Annotated in this window: 21 protein-coding genes and 1 pseudogene; 12 read left to right on the top strand and 10 right to left on the bottom strand. The window is 72.5% G+C overall.

The features are described 5' to 3' along the window. Nucleotides 1-283: 283 nt before the first annotated feature. Nucleotides 284-1,018 (top strand): Mut7-C RNAse domain-containing protein, encoded by a 735-nt coding sequence (locus tag ABZ495_RS32530; RefSeq protein WP_359808149.1) that lies wholly within the window; start codon nt 284-286, stop codon nt 1,016-1,018. Nucleotides 1,019-1,087: 69 nt separating this feature from the next. Here ABZ495_RS32530 and ABZ495_RS32535 read toward each other — a convergent pair whose 3' ends face one another. Together ABZ495_RS32535 and ABZ495_RS32540 are read right to left on the bottom strand one after the other, a co-directional pair. After that, nucleotides 1,088-1,681, bottom strand: coding sequence for a helix-turn-helix domain-containing protein (locus ABZ495_RS32535; RefSeq protein WP_359839438.1), 594 nt, complete (start codon nt 1,679-1,681; stop codon nt 1,088-1,090). 5 nt (nt 1,682-1,686) lie between these two features. Then, on the bottom strand, nt 1,687-2,382 hold the full coding sequence (locus ABZ495_RS32540) for a type 1 glutamine amidotransferase domain-containing protein (protein ID WP_329486573.1): 696 nt from the start codon (nt 2,380-2,382) through the stop codon (nt 1,687-1,689). A gap of 248 nt (nt 2,383-2,630) precedes the next feature. Here ABZ495_RS32540 and ABZ495_RS32545 point away from each other — a divergent pair, with 248 nt between their 5' ends. The 4 genes from ABZ495_RS32545 to ABZ495_RS32560 all read left to right on the top strand — a co-directional run bounded on the left by ABZ495_RS32545 (nt 2,631) and on the right by ABZ495_RS32560 (nt 6,157). Further along, complete coding sequence (locus ABZ495_RS32545) at nt 2,631-3,536, top strand: LysR family transcriptional regulator (RefSeq protein ID WP_359808160.1); 906 nt, start codon at nt 2,631-2,633, stop codon at nt 3,534-3,536. Between the two features lie 129 nt (nt 3,537-3,665). Beyond that, nucleotides 3,666-5,012 carry a phenylacetate--CoA ligase PaaK gene (gene paaK / locus ABZ495_RS32550; protein WP_359839440.1) on the top strand — a complete coding sequence of 449 codons (1,347 nt, stop codon included), beginning with the start codon at nt 3,666-3,668 and terminating at the stop codon, nt 5,010-5,012. A 96-nt stretch (nt 5,013-5,108) separates the two neighbouring features. After that, nucleotides 5,109-5,501 (top strand): metalloregulator ArsR/SmtB family transcription factor, encoded by a 393-nt coding sequence (locus ABZ495_RS32555; protein WP_359808144.1) that lies wholly within the window; start codon nt 5,109-5,111, stop codon nt 5,499-5,501. Between the two features lie 272 nt (nt 5,502-5,773). Then, the gene (locus ABZ495_RS32560) at nt 5,774-6,157 is read left to right on the top strand and encodes a VOC family protein (protein ID WP_352297955.1); all 384 of its coding nucleotides are present in this window, start codon (nt 5,774-5,776) and stop codon (nt 6,155-6,157) included. Nucleotides 6,158-6,169: 12 nt separating this feature from the next. Here the strand turns inward: ABZ495_RS32560 and ABZ495_RS32565 are convergent, their stop codons facing one another. Further along, nucleotides 6,170-6,745: a histidine kinase gene (locus ABZ495_RS32565; protein ID WP_359808142.1), complete on the bottom strand. Its 576-nt coding sequence runs from the start codon at nt 6,743-6,745 to the stop codon at nt 6,170-6,172. 144 nt (nt 6,746-6,889) lie between these two features. Here ABZ495_RS32565 and ABZ495_RS32570 point away from each other — a divergent pair. Beyond that, a pseudogene (locus ABZ495_RS32570) lies at nt 6,890-7,395 on the top strand (DUF5990 family protein). A 131-nt stretch (nt 7,396-7,526) separates the two neighbouring features. Here the strand turns inward: ABZ495_RS32570 and ABZ495_RS32575 are convergent. Together ABZ495_RS32575 and tsaD are read right to left on the bottom strand one after the other, a co-directional pair. Next, nucleotides 7,527-9,842 carry a collagenase gene (locus tag ABZ495_RS32575; protein ID WP_359839442.1) on the bottom strand — a complete coding sequence of 772 codons (2,316 nt, stop codon included), beginning with the start codon at nt 9,840-9,842 and terminating at the stop codon, nt 7,527-7,529. A gap of 179 nt (nt 9,843-10,021) precedes the next feature. Then, entirely contained in the window at nt 10,022-11,089 is a 1,068-nt protein-coding gene (gene tsaD, locus ABZ495_RS32580) for a tRNA (adenosine(37)-N6)-threonylcarbamoyltransferase complex transferase subunit TsaD (RefSeq protein WP_359839444.1), read from the bottom strand. Between the two features lie 161 nt (nt 11,090-11,250). Here tsaD and ABZ495_RS32585 point away from each other — a divergent pair, with 161 nt between their 5' ends. Beyond that, the gene (locus ABZ495_RS32585) at nt 11,251-11,853 is read left to right on the top strand and encodes a superoxide dismutase (RefSeq protein WP_359839446.1); all 603 of its coding nucleotides are present in this window, start codon (nt 11,251-11,253) and stop codon (nt 11,851-11,853) included. A 171-nt stretch (nt 11,854-12,024) separates the two neighbouring features. On the opposite strand, the gene ABZ495_RS32590 is transcribed toward ABZ495_RS32585, so the two are convergent. Beyond that, entirely contained in the window at nt 12,025-12,735 is a 711-nt protein-coding gene (locus ABZ495_RS32590) for a creatininase family protein (RefSeq protein ID WP_359808135.1), read from the bottom strand. Between the two features lie 17 nt (nt 12,736-12,752). After that, complete coding sequence (locus ABZ495_RS32595) at nt 12,753-14,033, bottom strand: hypothetical protein (RefSeq protein ID WP_359839448.1); 1,281 nt, start codon at nt 14,031-14,033, stop codon at nt 12,753-12,755. Nucleotides 14,034-14,203: 170 nt separating this feature from the next. Here ABZ495_RS32595 and ABZ495_RS32600 point away from each other — a divergent pair, with 170 nt between their 5' ends. From ABZ495_RS32600 to ABZ495_RS32620, 5 genes are all read left to right on the top strand, one after another. Next, a complete protein-coding gene (locus tag ABZ495_RS32600) occupies nt 14,204-14,665 on the top strand; it encodes an ATP-binding protein (protein WP_359839454.1) in 462 nt (153 codons plus the stop codon). 169 nt (nt 14,666-14,834) lie between these two features. Further along, complete coding sequence (locus ABZ495_RS32605) at nt 14,835-15,857, top strand: radical SAM protein (RefSeq protein ID WP_359839449.1); 1,023 nt, start codon at nt 14,835-14,837, stop codon at nt 15,855-15,857. A gap of 159 nt (nt 15,858-16,016) precedes the next feature. Further along, entirely contained in the window at nt 16,017-16,187 is a 171-nt protein-coding gene (gene amcA / locus ABZ495_RS32610; protein ID WP_359808130.1) for a multiple cyclophane-containing RiPP AmcA, read from the top strand. Nucleotides 16,188-16,252: 65 nt separating this feature from the next. After that, nucleotides 16,253-16,945: a pentapeptide repeat-containing protein gene (locus ABZ495_RS32615; RefSeq protein ID WP_359808129.1), complete on the top strand. Its 693-nt coding sequence runs from the start codon at nt 16,253-16,255 to the stop codon at nt 16,943-16,945. Continuing rightward, entirely contained in the window at nt 16,942-17,631 is a 690-nt protein-coding gene (locus tag ABZ495_RS32620) for a hypothetical protein (protein WP_359808127.1), read from the top strand. Before ABZ495_RS32615 ends, ABZ495_RS32620 begins: the two co-directional genes overlap by 4 nt. A 64-nt stretch (nt 17,632-17,695) precedes the next feature. Here the strand turns inward: ABZ495_RS32620 and meaB are convergent, their stop codons facing one another. From meaB to ABZ495_RS32635, 3 genes are read right to left on the bottom strand one after another with little or no spacing between them, the layout of a single operon-like run. Beyond that, complete coding sequence (gene meaB, locus ABZ495_RS32625) at nt 17,696-18,688, bottom strand: methylmalonyl Co-A mutase-associated GTPase MeaB (RefSeq protein WP_359808125.1); 993 nt, start codon at nt 18,686-18,688, stop codon at nt 17,696-17,698. 11 nt (nt 18,689-18,699) lie between these two features. Beyond that, the gene (scpA, locus tag ABZ495_RS32630) at nt 18,700-20,904 is read right to left on the bottom strand and encodes a methylmalonyl-CoA mutase (protein WP_329486560.1); all 2,205 of its coding nucleotides are present in this window, start codon (nt 20,902-20,904) and stop codon (nt 18,700-18,702) included. After that, nucleotides 20,904-22,811, bottom strand: coding sequence for a methylmalonyl-CoA mutase subunit beta (locus ABZ495_RS32635; protein ID WP_329486559.1), 1,908 nt, complete (start codon nt 22,809-22,811; stop codon nt 20,904-20,906). Before ABZ495_RS32635 ends, scpA begins: the two co-directional genes overlap by 1 nt. Nucleotides 22,812-22,978 lie beyond the last annotated feature (167 nt).

Genomic DNA, 22,978 nt, shown 5'->3' on the forward strand with positions numbered 1-22,978 from the left:
GGCTACAACCTCGCCGCCCTCCCCCTCGCCGCCACCGGCCTCCTGAACCCCATGATCGCCGGCGCCACCATGGCCTTCTCCTCCGTCTTCGTGGTGGGCAACAGCCTCCGGCTCCGGACCTTCCGCTGACGCCCGCCCGCGCCGCCCGGCCGCTCCCCACCCCCCGACGGGTGGGGAGCGGCCGGGCTTCCCCGGGAGCGGGCCGGGGGCGGCGGCGCGGCGGCCCCCCGCGGCCGTCGAAAAGTGCTGGCCGCCACCGCCCGCCCGCTGGCATGCTGGCCGGGTGGAGAGACCGGAGATCTGGCTGAGCTTCGCCCCCGACCTGCACGTCTTCCTCCCCGCCGGGCGGCGGGCGGAGCGGTCCGCGCTGCGGACCGACGGGGCCGCGACGCTCGGACACGTGGTGGAGTCACTCGGTGTCCCGCTCACCGAGGTCGGCGAACTGCTCGTGGACGGGCGGCCGGTGGCCGCCGCGCACATCCCCGGGGACGGTGAGCTGGTGTCGGTGCGGGCCGTCCGGAGGCCGCAGGCATCGGCCGAGCCGCCCCGGTTCCTGCTCGACGTCCACCTCGGGACGCTCGCGCGCCGGCTGCGGCTGCTGGGCGTCGACGCCGCCTACGAGAACCCGGACATCGGCGACGCCGCGCTGGCGGCCCGCTCGGCCGCCGAACAGCGTGTGATGCTCTCGCGCGACCGCGGCCTGCTGCGCCGCCGCGAACTCTGGGCGGGCGCCTACGTCTACAGCCACCGGCCCGCCGACCAGCTGCGGGACGTGCTCTCGCGCTTCGCGCCCCCGCTCGCCCCCTGGAGCAGGTGCACCACCTGCAACGGGACGCTGCGCACCGTCGCCAAGACCTCGGTGCAGGACCAGCTCCGGGACGGCACCGAGCGGTCGTACGACGCGTTCGCGCAGTGCACCGACTGCGGGCAGGCCTACTGGCGGGGCGCCCACCACGCGACGCTCGACGCCATCGTGGCCGACGCCGTCCGCGAGTTCGGCCCCCCGGTCGTCGCCTGAGCGCCCCGGCCGCCTGAGCGCCGCGGCCGCCTGAGCCGCTGGCCTTCGACGCGCTCACCGCGGGCCGGTTCAGGGGCGCAGCAGGCCCGCGGTAAGCGCGTCGGAGGCCGGGCCGAGGAGGTGCCGGGCGTTCGGCGCGGACTCCAGGCCGCGCACCAGGGCGAGGCCGATCTCGGCGGCCTCGGCCGGCCCCACCCGCGCGGACCGGCCCGGACCGGCGGGCGCGGCGTCGGCGGCCAGCCCGGCCTCGGCGAACGACTCGGTGAACAGCCCGGTGAGCAGGCCGCGCAGCTCGGCGCCGAAGGCGGCACAGCCGGGGGCGAACAACCTGGCCCCGCCGTCCAGGAGTTCGGCGGTGTGCGGGGAGTCCCCGGCAAGCGTCAGGGCGAGGTCGAGCTTGGCGGCGAGCACGCCGCGGACGCGCTCGGCGTGGGGGGCGTCCGGCACGGCGGCGGCCCGTCGGGCCCGCGCGAGCGCCTGCCGGTGCAGGCGCTCGGCGAGCCGGCGGAAGGCGTCGTCCTTGCCCCGGACGTACTGGTAGACCGCCGATCGGGACACGCCCATGGCACCGGCGATGTCGTCCATCGTGGTGCGCCGCACGCCGTACCGGGTGAGGCAGGCGTAGGCGGCGTCGAGGACTTCGTCCAGCCGGTCGGCGGCCACGGCCGTCAGGCCAGCTTCTTCAGCAGCTCGACGGCGAGCGGGGCGGCGGAGGCCGGGTTCTGGCCGGTGACCAGGTTGCGGTCGACGACCACCTTCGGGGCCCACGGCTCGCCCTCCTGGAAGTCCACGCCCGCCGCGACCAGGCGGTCCTGGAGCAGCCACTTCGCGTTGCCGGCCAGGCCGGCCTGGGTCTCCTCGGCGTTGGTGAAGCCGGTCAGCCGGTAGCCGGCGAAGGCGTTGGAGCCGTCCGGCAGCCCGGCGGCCAGCAGCGCGGCCGGTCCGTGGCAGACCACGCCGAGCGGCTTGCCGGACGCCAGGGCGGCGACCAGCAGCCGGCCGGAGACGGGGTCGACGGCGAGGTCCTCCATCGGGCCGTGGCCGCCCGGGTAGAAGACGGCGTCGTAGTCGGCGAGGTCCACGTCCTCCAGCCGCACGGGGTGGCGCAGCTCCACGAAGGTGTCCAGCGCGGCCGCGACCTTCGCGGCGCCCTCCTCGCCGCCGTTGAACTCGGGGGCCAGGCTGCCCGAGTCGACGGTCGGGATCACCCCGCCCGGGGTGGCGACGGTGACCGTGTGGCCCGCGGCCCGGAACGCCTCGTACGGGGCGACGGCCTCGTCGGCCCAGAAGCCGGTGGGGTGCTGGGTGCCGTCGGCCAGCGTCCAGTAGGTGGCGCCGGTGAGGACGAAGAGGATCTTCGACATGCTGGGGGCTCTTCTCTGCGGGAGGGGCCGTCGGGCCCGGTGTACGGTCTGACGCCCTGGATGCACTGACGTTTCCGGTCCGGACCGTCAGTTCGGCGATGGACCCGACGATAGGCCGGGTCTCCCGGGTGTCACCAATGGCTGATCCGATGGCTGCCATAGGCATTCCAATGGGTGCCGGGGAATAGGCTTGCCGGGTGAACCGCCCCGACGCCGAGGAGTCCGCCGTGCCACCGGTGCCGTCACCGCTGCCGGCCGGGCCCGCCGACCTCAACCTGCTGCGCACCTTCCTGGCCGTCCACCGGGCCGGGTCGTTCACGGCCGCCGCCCAGGTGCTGGGCCTCTCCCAGCCCACGGTGACCACCCAGATCCGGGCGCTGGAGCGCCAGGGCGGGCGCGAGCTGTTCGAGCGGCTGCCGCGCGGGGTGGCCCCGACGCCGGTCGCCGATGAACTCGCCGCCCGGATCGCCGGTCCGCTGGACGCGCTCGCCGCCGCCACCGGCCCCGGCGCGCGCCCCGAGGCCGAGGGCGAGCCGGTCCACCTGGCCGGGCCCGCCGAACTGCTCGGCACCCTCGTCCTGCCCGCGCTCGCCCCGCTGGTCGCCGGGGGCGTGCGGCTGCGGGTGACCGCGGGCCTGACCGAGCCGCTGCTGGAGGAGCTGCGCGCGGGCCGCCACGACCTGGTCATCGCGACGAGCAGACCGCGCGGGCGCGCCCTGTCGGCCGTGCCGATGGGCGACGAGGAGTTCGTCCTGGTCGCCGCGCCGGTCTGGGCCGAGCGCCTGGGCGGGCGGCTCGCGGCCGAGGGCCCGGCCGCCCTGCACGGGGTACCGCTGGTCGCCTACGCCGAGGACCTGCCGATCGTCCGCCGCTACTGGCGCCATGTGTTCGGCCGCCGGCTCGCCTGCCGGGCCGCCCTGACCGTGCCCGACCTGCGCGGGGTGGTCGCCGCGGTGGCCGCCGGCGCGGGCTTCGCGGTCGTCCCGCGCTACCTCTGCGCGGACCGGCTGGCCGACGGCCGGCTGGTGCTGCTGGACGACCCGGAGGACCCGCCGATCAACACCGGTTACCTCGTCGAACGCCCCGGCGCCCACCCGGACGGCCGGGTGGCCCGGGTCCGGGACCACCTGCTGGCGGCCGCCCGCACCTGGTGAGCGATCGCCGGCCGCCCGGGACCGCGTCCCTTGACAGCCGGTTCGGGTGCTGGATTACTTGGCCCGTCGAACACTGACCGAATGATCGGTCGGTGGCTGAGCTGGGGCGGAGACGGCGGAGGAGACGCGATGAGCGCAGGAACGACCGGCCCGAACCCGCCGTGCGGGCGCCGGGGGGAGCCGCTCCCGGCCAAGCTGCTCGACGCCGGGGAGCGGATGACCGCCGGGGAGCTGGCCGAGCACCAGCTGCGGCACCTGCGGGCCACCCTGCGCCACGCGTACGACCACGTCGAGCTGTACCGGCGCAAGTTCGACGCGGCCGGGGTGGCCCCCGAGGACTGCCGCACGCTCGGTGACCTCGCCCGGTTCCCCTTCACCACCAAGGCCGACCTGCGGGAGAGCTACCCCTTCGGGATGTTCGCCGTCCCGGTGGAGGAGGTCCGCCGGATCCACGCGTCCAGCGGCACCACCGGCCGGCCCACCGTGGTCGGGTACACCGAGCACGACCTCTCGGTCTGGGCCGACGTGGTGGCCCGCTCCATCCGGGCGGCCGGCGGCCGGCGCGGCCACAAGGTGCACGTCGCCTACGGGTACGGGCTGTTCACCGGCGGTCTCGGCGCCCACTACGGCGCCGAGCGGGCGGGCTGCACGGTGATCCCCGCCTCGGGCGGGATGACGGCCCGGCAGGTGCAGATCATCCAGGACTTCCGGCCCGAGATCATCATGGTCACCCCCTCCTACCTGCTCACCCTGCTCGACGAGTTCGAGAAGCAGGGCGTCGATCCGCGGAGCACCTCGCTGCGGGTCGGCATCTTCGGCGCCGAGCCGTGGACGGAGGCGATGCGCCACGAGATCGAGGAGCGGATGGACATCCACGCCGTCGACATCTACGGCCTCTCCGAGGTGATGGGCCCGGGCATCGCCCAGGAGTGCGTGGAGACCAAGGACGGGCTGCACATCTGGGAGGACCACTTCTACCCGGAGGTGGTCGACCCGCTCACCGACCGGGTGCTGCCCGACGGCGAGAGCGGCGAGATCGTGTTCACCTCGCTGACCAAGGAGGCGCTGCCGGTCGTCCGGTACCGCACCGGCGACCTCACCCGGCTGCTGCCGGGGACGGCCCGGCCCGCCTTCCGGCGGATGGCGAAGGTCACCGGCCGCTGCGACGACATGATCATCCTGCGCGGGGTGAACGTCTTCCCGACCCAGATCGAGGAGATCCTGCTGCGCACCCCCGCCGTGGCGCCGCACTTCCAGCTCCGGCTCACCCGGCAGGGCCGGTTGGACCGGATGGCGGTCCGGGTCGAGGCCCGCCCGGACGCCGCGCCCGAGCAGCGCGAGGCCGCCGCCGCGGCGATCGCCCGGGGCGTGAAGGACGGCGTCGGCGTCACCGTGGAGGTCGACGTGGTGGAGCCGTACACCCTGGAGCGTTCGGTGGGGAAGATCCGCCGGGTGGTGGACCTGCGGGAGCGGTGAGCCCGCCGGCGGCCCCGAGGGCGCCGCCGTCCGCACGGCCGCCCGTGCCGTCGTCCCGCGCCGCGCGCGAACGGGTGAGCGCTCTACGATGTGGCCATGAGCGGGAGCGTGCGGCTGTCAGGTGCACATCGGTCGCAACAGCCGGTCGGCGGGCCGCGGCCGGACGACGCGAAGCGCCCGCCCGGCGACGAGCGGCTGGAGACCGCCGCCGCCGTCCTCGCGCTGCTCGCCGACCGCACCCGGCTCGCACTGCTGCACCGCCTGGGCGAGGGCGAGGCCGACGTGACCACGCTGACCGAGGCGTGCGGCGCGGCGCGGCCGTCGGTCAGCCAGCACCTGGGCAAGCTCCGGCTGGCGGGCCTGGTCACCACCCGCAAGGACGGGCGGCGGGTGGTCTACGCCCTGCGGCACGGGCATCTGCGCCGGCTGGTCAACGAGGCGCTCAACGTCGCCGACCACCAGATCAGCGGGCTGCCGCCGCACGACTGAGCCACCGCACGACTGAGGGCAGCACGACTGAGCCACCGCACGACTGAGGGCCGCACGACTGAGCCACCGCACGACTGAGGGCGGCACGACTGAGCCGCCGCACCCGGCGGCCGTGGTCCCGCGCCCCCGGCCGGTCCGTGACGGGGGGTCGGTCACCGGAAGGTGCCCCGGTCACCGGAAAGTGCGTTCTTCTCCGCCCGCGCCTCCCGTGCCTAGGGTGAGCGGGCGATCGGCGGCGAGTGCCGCCGCGGTCCGGACGATTCGGAGCACCCATGGCCATCCTGAAGACCTACGCCCGCCTCTGGGTGGACAGCCTCGACGAGGCCCTGCCGCTGCTGCGGACGCTCACCGGCGCCGAGCCCGACCTGCGACTGGGCTTCGAGGCCGTCGAGCTGGCGGCCGTCGGGGACTTCCTGGTGATCGCCGGTACGGCCGGGGAGCGCGCCCGGTACGCGCACGCCACCGCGACCGTCGTGGTCACCGACCTGGACGAGCTCAGGGCCACCCTGCTGGCCGCCGGGGCGGTGATCACCACCCCCGAGACGCCCGCGCCGACCGGCCGCTTCCTCTACGCCCGGCACGCCGACGGCGCCGAGATCGAGTACGTGGAGTGGACGGCGGAGCTGGTCCGGCGGATCGTCCGCCCCGCGCCGTAGCGCGGGCCGCCGTCAGGCCCCGGCGCCGTCCGTCCGCTGCGGCCCGTCCGCCGCACCCGGCCCGCCGTCCGTGCCGGGGCCGTCCGGCCCGTCGTCCGCCGGGGTCTCGGCGCGCTCCTCGGCGGCGCGGACCTGCCCGGCGAAGTCCTCCGCGTCGATCCGCTCGACCGTCGCCCCGTGCCGGGCGGCGAACTCGTCGGCGGGGGCCGGGGACGCCTCGCGGATGTCCAGCACCAGCACCGCCGCTCCGTCGGGCACCCGCGGCGAGAGCACGATCAGCCCGGCCCCGCCGGTGGCGGCGCGGCCCTCCTCGGCGGCGTTGCCGAGCGCCGCGCCGGCCGCGAACCCGAGCAGCGAGCCGATCGGCCCGCCGAGCAGCCCGATCAGGCCGCCGACCACGCCCGACCCCACCGTGGCCACCCCGGCCCCGCGCGCGTAGCCGTCCTTGGTCTCCAGCAGGCCGTCGGCGGAGCGCTCCAGGACGGCGGCCTGCCGGAGTCCGGGCAGGTGCTCGGCCTCCTCGAACGCGGGCCGGCAGGCGGACGGGTCCGGGAAGGTGAGCAGGACGACGTTGTGCTGGTCGGTCATCGCGGTCCGATCGGGTCGGGGCTGTGTTCCCTGGCCTCCCATCCTGACGGCGGGCGGGCGGGCCTGCCACAGGAATGCGGGTGTCCCCGCGGCCCCCGCCCCGGTGCGGACGCCGGGCCGGTCCGGCGCGCGAGGATGGTGCCCATGGCGAACACGAGCGTGCGGATCAGGATCGAGGCCACCGACCTCCCGGGGCGCAGCTGCCCCGCGGCGCCGGGGTTCCCGGGCTACCAGGACATCCATGTCGCCGTGCAACGGCGCGGCCGGCCTGGCGAGTTGCTCGACCCGCAGCCGGGCGACGCGGCCCGGGCGGCCTGGACCCTGGAGTGCACCGCGAAGCCGCTCCCGTCGGGAGTGGAGCTGCTCGGCCCCTACGTCCAGGGCGGTCCGGGGCCCGGTTCCTCTACCTCTCCTGGATCGCGAGCGGCCGCACGGACGGGGTCGCGGCCGGGCCGGAGGGCTTCACGATGTTCCGCCGGGCCAAGCTGATGCTGGCGGCGGTCGATCCGGACACCGCCGACGCGGCCGTGCGCGGCGGCACCCTGGTGGCCCGGCTCGGGCTGACCGACGGCAAGGGGCACCCGCTCTGCGCCGCCGTCCGGCCGCCGCTGGTCGCCTGGTCCGCCGGGCCGGCCGGGGCCGGAGCCTGACGGCCGGTGCCGGGACGTGGCGAAGGGCCCCGCCGGGAGCGGGGCCCTTCGCCGGCCGTGCCGGGTGCGAGCGGTGCCTACTGCGTGGTGCTACCGGTACTGCGTGGTGCCTCCTGGTACTGCTCGGTGCCTTACTGGTACCGGGTGGTGACGGTGGCGCCGTTGAAGCCCTGCTGGGCGTAGAGGCTGAAGTAGACCCAGCCGGAGGGCGGGTTGGTGATCGTCAGCGTCTCGCCGTTCCCGGCGTTGGCGGACTTCGCCAGGTAGGAGCCGGTGGTGGCCCAGCTGCCGCCGTTGTAGTACAGGTCGGCGTTGCCGGAGCCGCCGGTGGTGGTGACGGTCAGCTGCTTCACGCCGGCGGGCAGGTACAGGAAGCTGTAGCTGTAGTTGCCGGTGGCGGCGGCGACGTTGTCCCGGCGGCAGTTCTTGTCGAACTGGCGGGTGTCGGCGGCGCCGCAGAGCGGGGCCTGGTCGGCGGGCAGGGTGCCGCAGTTGTCGGCCGCGCAGGCGGTCAGCCAGCTCGCGAAGTCGGCGTCGTACCGGGTGCCGATGGTGGAGGTGAGCAGGGTGCGGGCGCCGGCCCAGTCGCCGACCCGGTACCTGGCGAGCAGCGCGTCGACGTCCTGCGGGTGCGACTGGAGCATGTACCGGACGGCCAGGTAGCCCCAGTTGTAGATCCGGGTCGAGTCGGCGTTGTCGTAGGTGGTGTCGAAGAGGGTGCTCAGCTTGTAGGTGCCCTTGCCCGCCTCGGTGATGGCGGCGGCGTAGCGCTCGCCGCGGTAGCTGTACGAGATGTACTCGGCGATGCCCTCGACCCACCAGATGGTCGGGGTGGTCATCCCGGCCTCGAAGTCACCGGCCATGTTGTAGCGGCCGTCGAGGTAGTGGGTGTACTCGTGGTTGAGGTTCCAGATCTGGAAGGCGGGGCGCAGCCAGTCGGCCTCGTGGGCGATGAAGCGGGCCTGGTTGCCGGCCGCGGCCGGGTTGCCCTCCTCGTACATGCCGCCGTTGTCGACCGCGATGTTGTACATGAGCCAGGCGTACAGCGAGTAGTTGTAGTAGTCGTCGAAGGCGACGACCTCCAGGCTGGTGTTCAGGTCGCCGGGGATCGGGCCGTTGTCCTTGATGACCTTGTGGAAGGCGGCGTCCTCGTTGACCAGGCTGGTGCAGGTGTCGGCCAGCTGCTGGGCCGTCATGTCCTGGGCGCGGATGCGCAGGTTGGCGTTGCAGGTGTGGTCGACGGTGAGCACCAGCGGGACGAGCCGCTTCGGCAGGTCACAGGTGCCGTAGACGGTGCAGTTGCCGGCGTCCTTCTTCTCGGTGAACCAGACCAGGTTCATGGTGAGCGGGCCGGTGGCGCCGACCAGCGGGTAGCGGTTGATCAGGTCCTTGACCAGGGGGCGGCCCTGGGCCCGGAGGCCGTCCACGGCGACCAGGTTGCCGAGCTGCATGCCGATCCGGGTGACGACGTCGCCGCCGTTGAGCATCGCGCCGTTGCGGGTGACGAAGCCGGCCCAGGCGGTGGCGATGGACGGGTCGGCCTGGAGGGCGGCGACGAAGCCGCGGTCGCCGTGCTCCAGGTCGAAGCCGCTCTCGATGACCCACTCGACGTGCTGCACGGCGAGGTCCATCGAGGCCGGCCAGGTGCTGTTGTAGCCGGCGAGCAGCCGCTTGACGACGCCGGCGTACCGGCCGTTCTCGTGCGAGCTGTCGATCAGCGTGACGGCCTCGTTGAGGGTGGCGCCGTTGGCCTCGGTGACGTCCTGGCTGTGCGGGGCGGCGAAGAAGGCGTCCAGCGCGCCGCGGATCGAGGTCTGCAGCGGGGCGCCGTAGCCGCCGACGGAGGCGGCGTTGTTCTCCTGCACGTAGTAGCCGGCCCGCAGGAACATCACCAGCTGGCCGATCGAGGCGCTGTTGTTGCCCGCGTAGCCGGCCGAGGCGGTGCGCAGCGCGTCGGCGACGGTCACCATCTGGGCCTCGCGGAAGACCTTGCCCGCGTCCGCCCCGGTGAGGTTGAACAGCGGGTAGGTGCAGGTCACGTCGGGGAGCGCGGTGAGCTGCTGGACCAGTGCGCCGCCCGAGGCGCCGAGCACGCCGGAGAGGTTGCAGTCGACGGCCGCCGGAGCCGCGGAGAACTGCTTGGCGCTCTTGCCGCCCTTGCTGTCGGCGGCCGGCGCGGCCTCGGTGGCCGGGTGGGCGGTGCTCGCCCTTCCGGTGCTCTCGGCGGCGAGCGGGCGGTCGCCGGTGCTCGCGTCGGGGGACTTGGGCACCGGGATCGCCTTCGGCGCGGACGCCGGGGTGGCTCCGGTGGCGGCCTTGGCGGGCGCGGCCGGGCCGACCGGGGCGGCGTGGCTCTGGGGGGCGAACAGGCCGAGCGCGAGGAAGAAGGCCGCGCCGAGTGCGGGCACTCTGCGCAGGGTGGCCTTGGATATCCGGGAGGGACGCATCTGTGGGGGCCTCCGGGGCCGTTCGTGGCCGCGTTGTTGGGGACGCGACCGCCGATGTGTGACATGTAAAATGGCACATGTCGCACGGCGGCGGGAAGACCCCGGATCGGATTGCCCGCCGCCGCAACCGAAACGTTGTCAGGAGGCGGTCGGGGCAGGGGCGGCGCGGAGGGAGCGGGTCAGGCGGCCCGGGGCGCGGCGAGCGGGGTGAGCACCGCGAACTCCAGCGGGGCGGACGGGTCGATCGAGAGGTCGGCCGGCGCCGGCTCGGCGCCCGCCCGCACCAGCAGGTCGCCGATGGCGGCGACCATCGCGCCGTTGTCGGTGCACAGCCGCAGCGGCGGCACCCGCAGGGTGATCCCGGCCGAGGCGCAGCGCCGCTCGGCCAGCTCCCGGACGCGGGAGTTGGCCGCGACGCCGCCGACCACCACCAGGGTGGTGATGCCGTGGTCGGTACAGGCGCGGACGGCCTTGCGGGTCAGCACGTCGGCGATCGCCTCCTGGAGCGCGGCGGCCGCGTCGGGGACGTTCGGCTCGCCGCCGGTGGCGCGCCGCGCCTCGACCCAGCGGGCGGCGGCGGTCTTGAGGCCGGAGAAGGAGAACGCGTACGGATCGTCATGCGGCCCGGTGAGCGGGCGCGGCAGCCGGACGGCGCGCGGGTCGCCGTCGCGGGCGGCGCGGTCGATGGCGGGGCCGCCGGGGTAGGGCAGGCCGAGGATCCGGGCGACCTTGTCGAAGCACTCGCCGGCCGCGTCGTCCAGCGTGTCGCCGAGGTGGACGATCCGGTCCCGGGCGAGGTCGCGGACCAGCAGCAGGGAGGTGTGGCCGCCGGAGACGATCAGCACCACGCAGGGGTTCGGCAGCGGCCCGCCGTCCAGTGTCGCGGCGGCGACGTGCCCGGCCAGGTGGTGGACCCCGTAGAGCGGGACGCCGAGCGAGAAGGCGTACCCCTTGGCGGCGGCCACGCCGACCTGGAGCGCGCCGGAGAGCCCGGGGCCGGCCGTCACGGCGACGGCGCCGACGTCGGCGAGGGTGAGCCCGGCCCGGTCGAGCGCCTCGCGGACCACCGGCGCCATCGCGTGCACGTGCGCGCGGGCGGCGATCTCGGGCACCACGCCGCCGAAGCGGGCGTGCTCGTCCATGCTGGACGCCACCGCCTGGCCGAGCAGTCGCCCGTCCTGGACGAGGCCGGCCCCGGTCTCGTCGCAGGACGACTCGATCCCCAGCACCACCGGCGATCCGGTCATGGTCACACGCCCTTGCCGCTCATTACATCTGAGCGTCCATTGTGCATGACGGGACACGGGGAATATGCAGGAGCCCACCCTTCGTTTCTGCAACCCGTACGCAATAGTGTTGTCCCGGCACGATCACCACCGCCGAACTCGCTGAAAGGGCCCGTCTCCTGATGAGCACCTACTCGCTTCCCGACCTGCCGTACGACTACTCCGCGCTGGAGCGGGCGATGTCCGCAGAGATCCTGGAGCTGCACCACTCGAAGCACCACGCGGCGTACGTCAAGGGCGCCAACGACACCCTGGAGCAGCTCGCCGAGGCGCGCGACAAGGAGCAGTTCGGCGGTCTGGTCGGCCTGCAGAAGACCTTCGCCTTCCACCTCTCCGGCCACGTGCTGCACTCGCTGTTCTGGGAGAACCTCTCCCCGGAGGGCGGCGACCGCCCCGAGGGCGCGCTGGCCGACGCCATCACCGAGCACTTCGGCAGCTTCGAGGCGTTCAAGAAGCAGCTCACCACCGCCACCACCGGCGTCCAGGGCTCCGGTTGGGGCATCCTCTCCTGGGAGCCGCTCGGCAAGCGCCTGATCGTCGAGCAGGTCTACGACCACCACGGCAACGTCGGCCAGGGCACCACCCCGCTGCTGGCCTTCGACGCCTGGGAGCACGCGTACTACCTGCAGTACCGCAACGTCCGCCCGGACTACGTCACCAAGCTCTGGGACGTCGTCAACTGGCAGGACGTCTCCACCCGCTTCGCGGTGGAGACGGGCGCCTGACGGACGGGACGCGGTAGCGGACCTACTGAGCTGGGCGAAGGAGGTTCCCGCCACTGAGGCGGGGACCTCCTTCTCGTCGTCTCCGGGCATGCGTGGCGGCTCGGACTCCGCCTTCCGAATGCCGCGGGGCCGCTGAGCCTCAGCGGCCCCGCGGTGGTGCGCTCGACGATGTCATCCGGTGAGGTGGGCGAGATGCGCGCCTGCCGACTTCGACAGGCTGTCGAGTACCGCCCTCCCCTTCGAGGCCGAGCCGAGGGAAGGGCGGCCGATGATGCCGTTCCCGGTGTAGCCGGCCATGCCAAGGGTGAGGAGATGGGGCCGCTCGGGGGCAGAGTGGTCGTCCTGCTCGATGCCGTCACGGATCAGGTGCGGGGCGCCGTGGAGCAGGAGGGAGACCTCAAGCTCGCCACCGTGCATGTCCTCGGCGCCGCTGCTTTCGAGACCGGCCTCGGTGCGGGCCTGCTGCCAGTCCTCGCGGACGGGGAAGAGAGCGACGCGCGGGCCGGTGGTGTTGGCCTCCTGGACGACGTTGGAGAGCACATAGTTCCCGCCGTGGCCATTGACGACGAGCAGGCCGGGGACGCCGGAGGCCTGGAGAGACCTCCAGATGTCGTTGACCACGGCGTACAGGGTGGCGGCGCTGATGCTCACGGTGCCGGGCAGGTGGGCGTGCTCGTGCGAGCAGGAGAGGGTGATGGGCGGCAGGAGGAAGAGGTCGTGGTCGGCGGCGATGCGTCGGGCGATCAGGCTCGCGACCACGGTGTCGGTGGTCAAGGGCAGGTGGGCGCCGTGCTGCTCGAAGCTGCCAACCGGCAGCACGGCGATTCTTGCGCCACGCCGGCCTTCGTCGGCGGAGGTGGCGACAGTGATCAGTGCGTCCATGGGCTCAGCCTCTCCCATCAGGTCGGAAAAGGTCGAGGGAAGGCTGTGGCGCTCACGAGTCTCAAGCGACCGGTGAACGTTGCCACTTCGGGTACGGTGCCCCACCGCTGGAGCGTGCGGGCGGCCGCGGACAGCTCCGCAAGCGCCCGCGCCGACTCCGCGTCGATGGCAATGGACAGGGCCCGGCTCGCTGCCGTGGCGGCCTGTCCGGGTTCACCCGAGACCGCATAGGCACGTGCCAGCCGTGAAAGGTACACGCCGTGGTCGGTGCGGTAGGCCGGTGGCAGGACGCGCAGCTCGGACTCGAGCATCTCTACAGCTGCGTGTGGATCACCCAGCTCGATCAAGCAACCGGCACGCTGCATCTCGATGTAGGTCGGCGTGCAGTAGGCCATGTCGAGGGCATCATCGTCATGCGGCTCTTCCGGGTCCGCTGCCAGCTCGTGTGCCTCGTCGAACTTGGCTTGGGCGAGGCGAGGGTTGCCCATGAGGGCGTGGCCTTGGGCTTCCTGCTGTGCGGCCAGGGCTCTGATGCGTGGCGTGGTACCTGGAGCACGCTGGCAGGCCCGTGCGAGCCCGACGGCCTGTTGCGGGCTGCGGCGGGCGGTGGCCTGATTGCTCTTCCTGAAGAGCACGTAGGCAGCCATCCTGTCGTCGCCGGACTCCTGAGCCCATTCCATTGCTCGGTCCGACCAGTAGATTGCCTGGCTGAAGTCACCGAGATCTTGGTTCAACCAGCCCAGGAACTCGGCGGTCCGGGCACCGATGGTGAGGAGTTGTTCCCTGGCGCTGCCGCAGGTGCTCTGCTGGAGGCGGTCGAGGGCGTGGACGTGCTGCTTCACCGAGTCGAGTGAATGACGAGAGCCGAGCAGGTTCGCGGTCTTGTAGTGGTTGGGCATGAGGCCGCGCAGGTGACTGACGAAGAGTTCGGCGTCGATGAGTGAACCGTGGCCCCCGGTGGCGTTGTCCGGGTTCGGTAGCAGGCGTCGTGACCGGGGTGGGGGTGACTCCCGTTCCCAAGCCCGGTCGGCCAGGCCGAGCATGTGTCCCGGGATACGAAGGCCGTCGGCGATTCGCTCAACGAGGTCGATCTTCTCGACCTTCCGCCTTCCGGCCATCACCTCGCCGACTCGGCTCGGCGTCATGTCGCAGGACCGAGCGATGAGTGACGGGTAGATCCCCGCCAGCTTGACCAGCCGAAATATCGCACCGAAGTCTCGTCTTCGACAGGCGGCGATCATCTCTGGGTCGGACAGCAGGCCCGGCGGGAGCCGGTCCGGAACGCGAGCTTCGGTCACCACTACCCTCGCGGTCTATCAACGCTCTGCACTCGGAAGTTGATTGTCTGTGAGTTTACCCACCGTGGGCTATCAGCTTGGGTACGTTCGCGAAGTCATCTCTCGGCAACCTGGTTTCCACGGCCGGGACGATCGCCTCCGGCCCGCTAGGCATCGGGAAGGTGGTGCACGTGATCAGTTCGGGAGATCTCCGGAGAGACGCTGCGTCCCAGGGGCGGGTTGCCGGGACAGTCGCATTTGAGGAGGCGCTGCCCCGCCACAGGCGCTCGGCAGGGACGGCCCGTGGGCACCTGCGTGCGTTCCTTGCTCAGGTCCCCGGTGGGGCGGCTTTCGCAGATGACGGCCAGCTGGTCGTCACCGAGTTGGTGTCCAACGCCGTGGTGCATGCGCGGGTGTCACCCGGTCGGGAGATCGTGGTCCGGTTCGAGATCGTCTGCGGGCACCTCCGCATCGCGGTGCACGACGCGAGTTGCGACAAGCCTGTGATTCGCCGCTCGATCGACTCGTCCGATTGTTCAGGCCGGGGGTTGTGCTTGGTGGAGATGTTGTCCCTGGAGTGGGGCTGCGAGCCCCGGCCGGGAGGAATCGGAAAGATCGTTTGGGCTCTTGTGAGCCTGGGAGGTGGTACGTGATGGCTTGTGCCAGGCAGACCTCCGGAGCGACGGCGATGAGCTGTCGGTGCTTCGGCGCAGTGGAGGGGACGGTTCGGTGACGAGGATCCGAGGTCAGCGCGTGGCCGGGGCCGGACCGGCCCCGGCTACGGCGGGGACGACGGCTGGGAGTATCTCGCGTCCCTCACTCATGACGGCCGAATTCCAGGGCATCGCGGTGCCCACACACGTCGGATCGTCCAATACGCCACCACGCGATCGCTACCGGCGGAGGATCGCCCCCACACCACGCACCCTCGTGCTGCAGCCTGACGGGTACTGCAACGTGGCCTGCGAGTACTGCTACCTGCCCGAGAAGGACCGGCGAGCTCCGATGTCGATCGATGTCGCCGAAGCGGTTGCGCGTTCCGCCACGCAGTTCGCGACTCGTGGTGCGCCGCTCGACCTGGTTTGGCACGCCGGTGAGCCGCTCAGCCTCGGGGTGCGGCGGTTCGCCGAGCTCGCCGACCCGTTCGAGCAGCTCCGCCGTGCGGGGGCACTGCACCACTACGTGCAGACCAACGGCACTTTGATCAGTGACCGGTGGTGCGACTTCTTCGCTGAGCGTGAGGTCCGTGTGGGTGTGAGCATCGACGGCCCGGCCGACTGCAACACGGCCCGCGTGGACCGGCGCGGCAGGCCCATCTTCGACCGCGTTGCCAAAGGCACCGCCCGGCTTCGGCGCCACGGGATCGACTTCTCCGTGATCGCCGTGGTCACAGCCGAGAGCATCGGTCGCCCCGAGGAACTGCTGGACTTCTTCGCCTCCCTGGGGTGCCACACTGTCGGTTTCAACATCGAGGAGAGCGAAGGCGCCAGCACCGATCGGCCGACCCCGTCCTTCGAGGATGCTACCGAGTTCTGGTACCGCACGATTGCGTGGACCCGTAGCCATCCGGGCCTGAAGGTGCGGGAGATCGACAGGCTTGGTGGATACCTGCGCTCGCTGCGGGTAGGGCTGGCACCGCAGGATGTGTTGCTCGACCCGATCCCCACCGTGTCGTCCGCCGGTGACATCGTCCTCCTGTCGCCCGAGTTGGGGGGGCACCACCGCGCCGGCCTATCTGGACTTCCGGGCCGGAAACATCCTGGAACAGACGATCGACGAAGTTCTGGTGGCCGCCCACCGCCTGCGCTACGTGGACGAGTTTCTGGTCGGTCTGGACGCGTGTGAGGAAACCTGCGAGTTCTTCGGGTTCTGCAGAGGTGCGCAAGCCGGCAACCGGTACTTCGAGAACGGCCGCTTCGACACCACTGAAACGAACTACTGCCGCGTGTCGCGACAGGCCCTTCTCGTCGCCCTGTCCGATACCGTCCGAAAGGAGACCACAGCATGACGCTGCTCGAACTGCTGGCCACCATCGAGGCCGACGTGATCACCGATCTGGTGGACGCGACGACGGCCGGCTCCGTCGTCGCGAAGTTCGACAACCGGCCTACCTGGGACAACAACACTCCCAAGTTCGACAACCGGCCTACCTGGGACAACTGGAACAAGAAGTAGCCCGCAGACGACGCCGGGCCCGCGAGATGCTCGTGGGCCCGGCGGTTCCCGAGAGAGACACAACCATGGACACCCGCACCTTCGGCCGCGTTCGCGTCACCCTGCCCGACCTTGCCGACGGTTACCTTTCGAACGTCACCTCGTTGGAGAACAGCCGTGGCACCGTACAGGGCTTCCACTACGCCGACGCCGACCTGCGCGATCTCGATCTCGCGCACGCCCAGCTGATCACCGGCCGCATCGGTAGCCTGCGCGCCGCCAGGGTCCGGCTGGAGGACGTGCGGGCCGACTCGGTCGAGTTCGACGGCTGCGACCTCGGGTCGGCGCAGTGGGCCGACAGCAAGCTGTCCAGGGTGGTCTTCCGAAACTGCAAGATCATGGGAGCGAATCTCGCCGGTCTCACCCTGGACAACGTGATCTTCGAGAACTGCAAGCTCGACTACTCCGTCTTCGAGCAGGTCCGTGCCACCGGGCCGGTCGTATTCTCCCGCTGCGTCTTCTCCGAGGCGGTGTTCACCGGGTGCGATCTGACGGGTGCCGTTCTGGAGGACTGCACGCTGCGTGCCACCGAGTTCGGAAGGGGCGTCTACAAGGACGTGGATCTGCGCGGAAACGACCTGAGCGGCGTCCGCGGCGTCGCCAATCTGGCTAGGGTCGTCATCGACCACGCCCAGCAGGTCGACCTCGGCCGGGCCCTGACCGTCGAGCTCGCGGTCACGTGGGGTGATGACCTCGCGGCCGGGAGGTCGGGCCGATGAGCCTCCTCATCGCGGTTGGGGTCGATCAGTTGGCCGGCCGCTGCGAGGTGGCCGATGTGCGAGCCGTTCACGGGCAACGCCACTACGAGGAAGGTGCCGTGGTGCCCTTCGGCCCCTGGCGGCCGGTGACCCGAGAGCTTGCCGAGCGTCTGGTCCCGGCGGTGGGCACTCCGGGTGACATTCTGGTGGAGCTGGTCGATGTCAAGAACATTGACCGAGCCCGGCTCGACGATCCGGGCGTCACGTATCTCGGCCGGGCACTCGGCTCGGCCGACGCGCTCACCACGACGCCGAACCACCGTGACGGCCGCCTGATCGGTCTCCACCTCGACAACTGGGACAAGCTCGCCTACTCGGCCAAACACACCGGTCGTCGCCGCCTGTGCGTCAATCTCGGTCCCGGTGTCCGCTACCTGCTCGTCTGCGATCAGGACGCCCAGGCCGTTTGCCGTGCTGCGCACACTGATTGGGCCACCCGACACCCGCACACCGATGACGTGCGCGGTTGGGTGGCAGAGGGGCGCCCGCTGCACTGCTACCGGTTACGGTTGGAGCCCGGTAACGGATACCTGGCGCCTACCGAGTTCCTGCCCCACGACGGCTCCACCGAGGGACAGCTGGAGTCCAGTGCGGCCTTCTGGCTCGGCCACTGGCCGCGTGACTGCTTCGCGACCGCCGTCCTCTGACCGGGGGCGGTCGGTTGAGGACTGCCGCGGACCGCTCCGGGGCAGTCCGCCATTCCTGTCTGGCTCAGCCGGAGCCGAAGAAGCTGTCCAGGAGGCGCTGCGCCGCCAGGCTCGCCGGGATGGTGCCCTCGCGGACCTCGCGTTCCAGGGCGGGGGCCAGGCGGCGGACCTCGGGGTGTTCGTGGAGCTGGGCGTAGAGCTGGTCGTGCACCATCGCCCACGTCCACTCCACCTGCTGGTCGCGGCGCTTGGCCTCCAGCGCGCCGGTCGCGTCGAGGACCTTGCGGTGCTGCTGCAACCGCTCCCACAGGGTGTCCAGGCCGGTGCCGTCGCGGCCGCTGCAGGTGAGCACCGGCGGCGTCCACGGCGCGTCCGGGGCCTGCAACAGCCGCAGCGCGCCGGCGAGTTCGCGCGCGGCCGCCTTGGCGTCGGTCTCGTGCGGCCCGTCCGCCTTGTTGACGGCGATCACGTCGGCGAGCTCCAGCACGCCCTTCTTGATGCCCTGGAGCTGGTCCCCGGTGCGGGCCAGCGAGAGCAGCAGGAAGGAGTCCACCATGCCCGCGACCGCGGTCTCCGACTGCCCGACGCCGACCGTCTCGATGAGGACCACGTCGTAGCCGGCGGCCTCCATCACCACCATCGACTCCCGGGTGGCCCGGGCCACCCCGCCCAGCGTGCCGGAGGTGGGGGAGGGGCGGACGAACGCCGCGGGGTCGACCGCGAGCCGCTCCATCCGGGTCTTGTCACCCAGGATCGAGCCGCCGGTCCGGCTGGACGTCGGGTCGACGGCGAGCACCGCGACCTTGTGTCCGAGGGCGGTGAGCCGGGTGCCGAAGGCGTCGATGAAGGTCGACTTGCCGACACCGGGGACGCCGGTGATGCCCACCCGGACCGCGCCGCCCGCGTGCGGCAGCAGCCGGGTGAGCAACTGCTGCGCCAGCGCGCGGTGGTCGGGCCGGGTGGACTCCACGAGGGTGATGGCCCGCGCGACGAACGCGCGCGAGCCCTCCCGCACCCCCTGGGCGTACTGGTCGAGGTCGATCGTCCGGGGCGCCATCGTTCAGCGGCTCACAACTCGTGGCCGAGGTCGGCGGCGAGCGACTTCAGCAGGTCGAAGGCGGCCTCCGGGATCACCGTGCCGGGCGGGAAGACGGCGGCCGCCCCGGCCTCGTAGAGCGCCTCGAAGTCGCCCGGGGGGATGACCCCGCCGACCACGATGGTGATGTCCTCCCGTCCGGCCTCGGCGAGTTCGGCGCGCAGCGCCGGCACCAGGGTGAGGTGGCCGGCGGCCAGCGAGGAGACGCCGACGATGTGCACGTCCGCCTCGACGGCCTGGCGGGCGACCTCCGCCGGGGTCTGGAACAGCGGACCGACGTCGACCGTGAAGCCGAGGTCGGCGAAGGCGGTGGCGATCACCTTCTGGCCGCGGTCGTGGCCGTCCTGGCCCATCTTGGCGACCAGGATGCGCGGACGCCGGCCCTCGGCCCGCTCGAACCGCTCGACCAGGTCACGGGTGCGCTGGAGGGGGGCCGACGGCCCGGCTTCGTCTCGGTACACACCAGAAATGGTACGGATCTGGCCCGAGTGCCGGCCGTACACCTTCTCCAGGGCGTCCGAGATCTCGCCGACGGTGGCCTTGGCGCGGGCCGCGTCCACGGCCAGCGCGAGCAGGTTGCCGTCCAGGCCGCCGCCGCGCTGCGGACCGGCCTCGGCGGCCCGGGTGAGCGCGTGCAGGGCGGCCTGGGTGACGGCCTCGTCGCGCTCCTCGCGCAGCCGACGCAGCTTCTCGATCTGGCGGGTGCGCACCGAGGAGTTGTCGACCTTGAGCACGTCGATCTGCTCGTCGCTGTCCACCCGGTACTTGTTGACGCCGATCACCGGCTGGCGGCCGGAGTCGATCCGGGCCTGGGTGCGGGCGGCGGCCTCCTCCACGCGCAGCTTGGGGATGCCCGCGTCGATGGCCTTGGCCATGCCGCCGGCCGCCTCCACCTCCTGGATGTGCTGCCAGGCGCGGCGGGCCAGGTCGTGGGTCAGCTTCTCGACGTACGCGGAGCCGCCCCACGGGTCGATCGACCGGCAGGTGCCGGACTCCTGCTGGAGCAGCAGCTGGGTGTTGCGGGCGATCCGCGCGGAGAAGTCGGTCGGCAGCGCCAGCGCCTCGTCGAGCGCGTTGGTGTGCAGCGACTGGGTGTGGCCCTGGGTGGCCGCCATCGCCTCGACGCAGGTGCGGGTGACGTTGTTGAACACGTCCTGCGCGGTCAGCGACCAGCCGGAGGTCTGCGAGTGGGTGCGCAGCGACAGCGACTTGGCGTTCTTCGGGTCGAACTGCTTGACCAGCTTGGCCCAGAGCAGCCGGGCCGCGCGCAGCTTGGCGACCTCCATGAAGAAGTTCATCCCGATCGCCCAGAAGAACGACAGGCGCGGCGCGAAGGCGTCCACGTCCAGCCCGACGTCCAGGCCCGCCCGCAGGTACTCCACGCCGTCGGCCAGGGTGTAGGCCAGCTCCAGGTCGGCGGTGGCCCCGGCCTCCTGGATGTGGTAGCCGGAGATGGAGATCGAGTTGTACCGCGGCATCTTCTGCGAGGTGTACGCGAAGATGTCCGAGATGATCCGCATCGACGGCTGCGGCGGGTAGATGTAGGTGTTGCGGACCATGAACTCCTTGAGGATGTCGTTCTGGATGGTCCCCGCGAGCTTCTCGGGCGCCACCCCCTGCTCCTCGGCCGCGACGATGTACAGCGCCAGGACGGGCAGTACCGCGCCGTTCATGGTCATCGACACCGACATCTTGTCCAGCGGGATGCCGTCGAAGAGCTGGCGCATGTCGTAGATGGAGTCGATCGCCACGCCGGCCATGCCGACGTCGCCGGTGACCCGCGGGTGGTCGCTGTCGTAGCCGCGGTGGGTCGGCAGGTCGAACGCGACCGACAGGCCCTTCTGACCGGCCGCCAGGTTGCGGCGGTAGAAGGCGTTGGACTCCTCGGCGGTGGAGAAGCCGGCGTACTGCCGGACCGTCCACGGCTGGTTGACGTACATCGTCGGGTACGGGCCGCGCAGGTACGGGGCGATGCCGGGGTAGGTGCCCAGGAAGTCCAGGCCCGCCAGGTCGTCCGCGGTGTAGAGCGGCTTGACGCCGATGCCCTCGGGGGTGTCCCAGAGCTGCTCGTCGACGTCCTTGCCGGTCGCCTGCCGCCAGGAGGCGCGCCACTGCTCGCCGGTGACGTCCGAGCGGCCGTCCGCGTCCAGCCCGATTCCGGTGAAGTCGGGGATCATCAGGCCACTCCGCTTTCGTCGGTGATCTCGTCCAGGAGCGAGGTCAGGACCGCGACGGCGTCGCTGCCCGCGAAGACGAACCCGTCCACGCCCGCCCGCTCGTACGCCTCGCGCCGCTCACCGGGCCGGCCGGCCAGCAGCACCCGCCGGGCGCCGGCGGCCTTGAGCGCCGCGGCCACCGCCTCGGCGTGCTCGCCGTACACCTGGTCGCTGGAGCAGAGGCAGGCCACCCGGGCGCCGGAGGCGGTGAACGCCCCGGCGGCCGCGGCCGCGACGTCCGGCCCGGTCAGCGCGGTCTCGGCGGAGGTGGTCGCGATGCCGCCGGCCTGGAACAGGTTGGCCGCGAAGGTGGTCCGCGCGGTGTGCGCGGAGGCCGTCCCGAGCGAGGCCAGGAAGAGCGCCGGCCGGGCCCCGGTGGCGGCCAGCCGGGCGTCCGAGCGGGCGCGCAGCGCCTCGTAGGCCTCGGACCGGCGCACCCGCGGCAGACCGCCGCCGGGCCCGGCCGGGGCCGGCTCGCGGACCAGCGGCTGCTCGCCGAGGTTCGGGAACTCGCTGACGCCGGTGATGGGTTCGCGCCGCTTGGCGAGCGCCACCGAGCGCTCCGCCCAGGTGGCGGCGATCCGCTCGCCGACCAGGCCGGAGCCCAGGGCGGCCTGCTGGCCGCCGGCCCGCTCGATCTCCTGGAACCAGGCCCAGGCGGCGTGCGCGAGCTCGTCGGTCAGCCGCTCCACGTACCAGGAGCCGCCGGCCGGGTCGACGACCCGGGCCAGGTGCGACTCCTCCAGCAGGATCGCCTGGGTGTTGCGGGCGATCCGGCGGGCGAAGGCGTCGGACAGGCCGACCGCGCTGTCGAACGGCTGGACGCTCACCGCGTCCGCGCCGCCGACCCCGGCGGCCAGGCAGGCCACCGTGGTGCGCAGCATGTTCACCCACGGGTCGCGCTCGGTCATCATCACGGCGGAGGTGACGGCGTGCTGGCGCTGCGCCGAGGCCTCCGGCGCGGCCCCCGACACCTCGGCCACCCGGGCCCAGAGCCGGCGCGCGGCCCGGAACTTGGCGATCGTCAGGAACTGGTCGGCGTCGGCCGCGTAGCGGAACTCCAGCTGGCCGAGCGCGGCGTCGACCGGCAGCCCGGCGGCGGTGAGGGCCCGCAGGTAGGCGACGCCGGTGGCGAGGGAGCAGCCGAGCTCCTGCGCGGGGGAGGCGCCGGCCTCGTGGTAGGGGAGGGCGTCGACGACGAGGGCGCGCAGGCCCGGGAAGCCCGCGGCGCAGCGGGCCGCGAGGGCGGTGGCCCCGGTGAGCAGCGCCTCGGTGCGCCCGGCCTGGCCGGTGCGGGCCTGGAGGCCCAGCGGGTCGGCGCCGAGGTTGCCCGCGGCGGCGCCGGCGGACACCTCGCGCTCCTCGTAGAGCTTGAACAACTGCTCGGCGGCTTCGGCGAACTCCGGGCCGGCGTCGAGCACGATGCCGGCCAGGTCGAGGTAGACGCCGGTCAGCACGTCGGGCAGGGCCGCGACCGGCAGGGCGTCGCCGCCCAGCTCCAGCCAGAGCGAGCTGCCGCCGTTCTCCAGATCGGCCAGCACGGCCTCGTTGGCCCGGCGCGGGTCCGGATCGGTGTGCCGCTGGCGGACGTCCCAGCCGGAGACCGTGCTGCCCTGCGGCCGGCCGCCGCGGACGAACGGCGGGAAGCCGGGGTAGCCGGGCTCGGCCGGGGAGTCCTCGGCGGTGTACAGCGGGCGGGCGCGCAGCCCGTCCTGGAGTGCGGTGGTGAGCGCCTGCTCGGCCGCTGCGCCGTCCGCGGGCTGCGCACCCGACTTTCGCAGCACGCTCTCGACGAGGTGCTGCCACTGCTCGCGGTGTGCGGCCGGGAATTCGGCGGCCAGGGGAAGCCCTTCGGGCGGGACCGTCATGCCCCGCAGGTTAGCGCTCGTTTGCGTCGGCGCAGCAGAGGCCGAGGGTGTGACCTTGCCCTCGCTTTCCGCTTCCTCGCACTTCAGAGGGGTCGGCGGCGTCCAACTGCGGGGGAAACCGGTCGGGGAGTTTCTCAGGGTGTGGACAGTGGCGCGGCCGGGCCGGG

This window comes from Kitasatospora sp. NPDC005748, assembly GCF_040630735.1.
GTDB lineage: Bacteria > Actinomycetota > Actinomycetes > Streptomycetales > Streptomycetaceae > Kitasatospora.

Excerpts from the sequence above, each read along its gene's own strand:
- scpA (WP_329486560.1), bottom strand. The coding sequence starts at position 20,904 with ATGATCCCCGACTTCACCGGAATCGGGCTGGACGCGGACGGCCGCTCG.
- tsaD (WP_359839444.1), bottom strand. The coding sequence starts at position 11,089 with ATGACCGGATCGCCGGTGGTGCTGGGGATCGAGTCGTCCTGCGACGAG.
- ABZ495_RS32540 (WP_329486573.1), bottom strand. The coding sequence starts at position 2,382 with ATGTCGAAGATCCTCTTCGTCCTCACCGGCGCCACCTACTGGACGCTG.
- ABZ495_RS32590 (WP_359808135.1), bottom strand. The coding sequence starts at position 12,735 with ATGGACGCACTGATCACTGTCGCCACCTCCGCCGACGAAGGCCGGCGT.
- ABZ495_RS32575 (WP_359839442.1), bottom strand. The coding sequence starts at position 9,842 with ATGCGTCCCTCCCGGATATCCAAGGCCACCCTGCGCAGAGTGCCCGCA.
- ABZ495_RS32585 (WP_359839446.1), top strand. The coding sequence starts at position 11,251 with ATGAGCACCTACTCGCTTCCCGACCTGCCGTACGACTACTCCGCGCTG.
- ABZ495_RS32605 (WP_359839449.1), top strand. The coding sequence starts at position 14,835 with ATGACGGCCGAATTCCAGGGCATCGCGGTGCCCACACACGTCGGATCG.
- meaB (WP_359808125.1), bottom strand. The coding sequence starts at position 18,688 with ATGGCGCCCCGGACGATCGACCTCGACCAGTACGCCCAGGGGGTGCGG.
- ABZ495_RS32620 (WP_359808127.1), top strand. The coding sequence starts at position 16,942 with ATGAGCCTCCTCATCGCGGTTGGGGTCGATCAGTTGGCCGGCCGCTGC.
- ABZ495_RS32565 (WP_359808142.1), bottom strand. The coding sequence starts at position 6,745 with ATGACCGACCAGCACAACGTCGTCCTGCTCACCTTCCCGGACCCGTCC.
- ABZ495_RS32635 (WP_329486559.1), bottom strand. The coding sequence starts at position 22,811 with ATGACGGTCCCGCCCGAAGGGCTTCCCCTGGCCGCCGAATTCCCGGCC.
- ABZ495_RS32555 (WP_359808144.1), top strand. The coding sequence starts at position 5,109 with ATGAGCGGGAGCGTGCGGCTGTCAGGTGCACATCGGTCGCAACAGCCG.
- paaK (WP_359839440.1), top strand. The coding sequence starts at position 3,666 with ATGAGCGCAGGAACGACCGGCCCGAACCCGCCGTGCGGGCGCCGGGGG.
- ABZ495_RS32560 (WP_352297955.1), top strand. The coding sequence starts at position 5,774 with ATGGCCATCCTGAAGACCTACGCCCGCCTCTGGGTGGACAGCCTCGAC.
- ABZ495_RS32615 (WP_359808129.1), top strand. The coding sequence starts at position 16,253 with ATGGACACCCGCACCTTCGGCCGCGTTCGCGTCACCCTGCCCGACCTT.
- amcA (WP_359808130.1), top strand. The coding sequence starts at position 16,017 with ATGACGCTGCTCGAACTGCTGGCCACCATCGAGGCCGACGTGATCACC.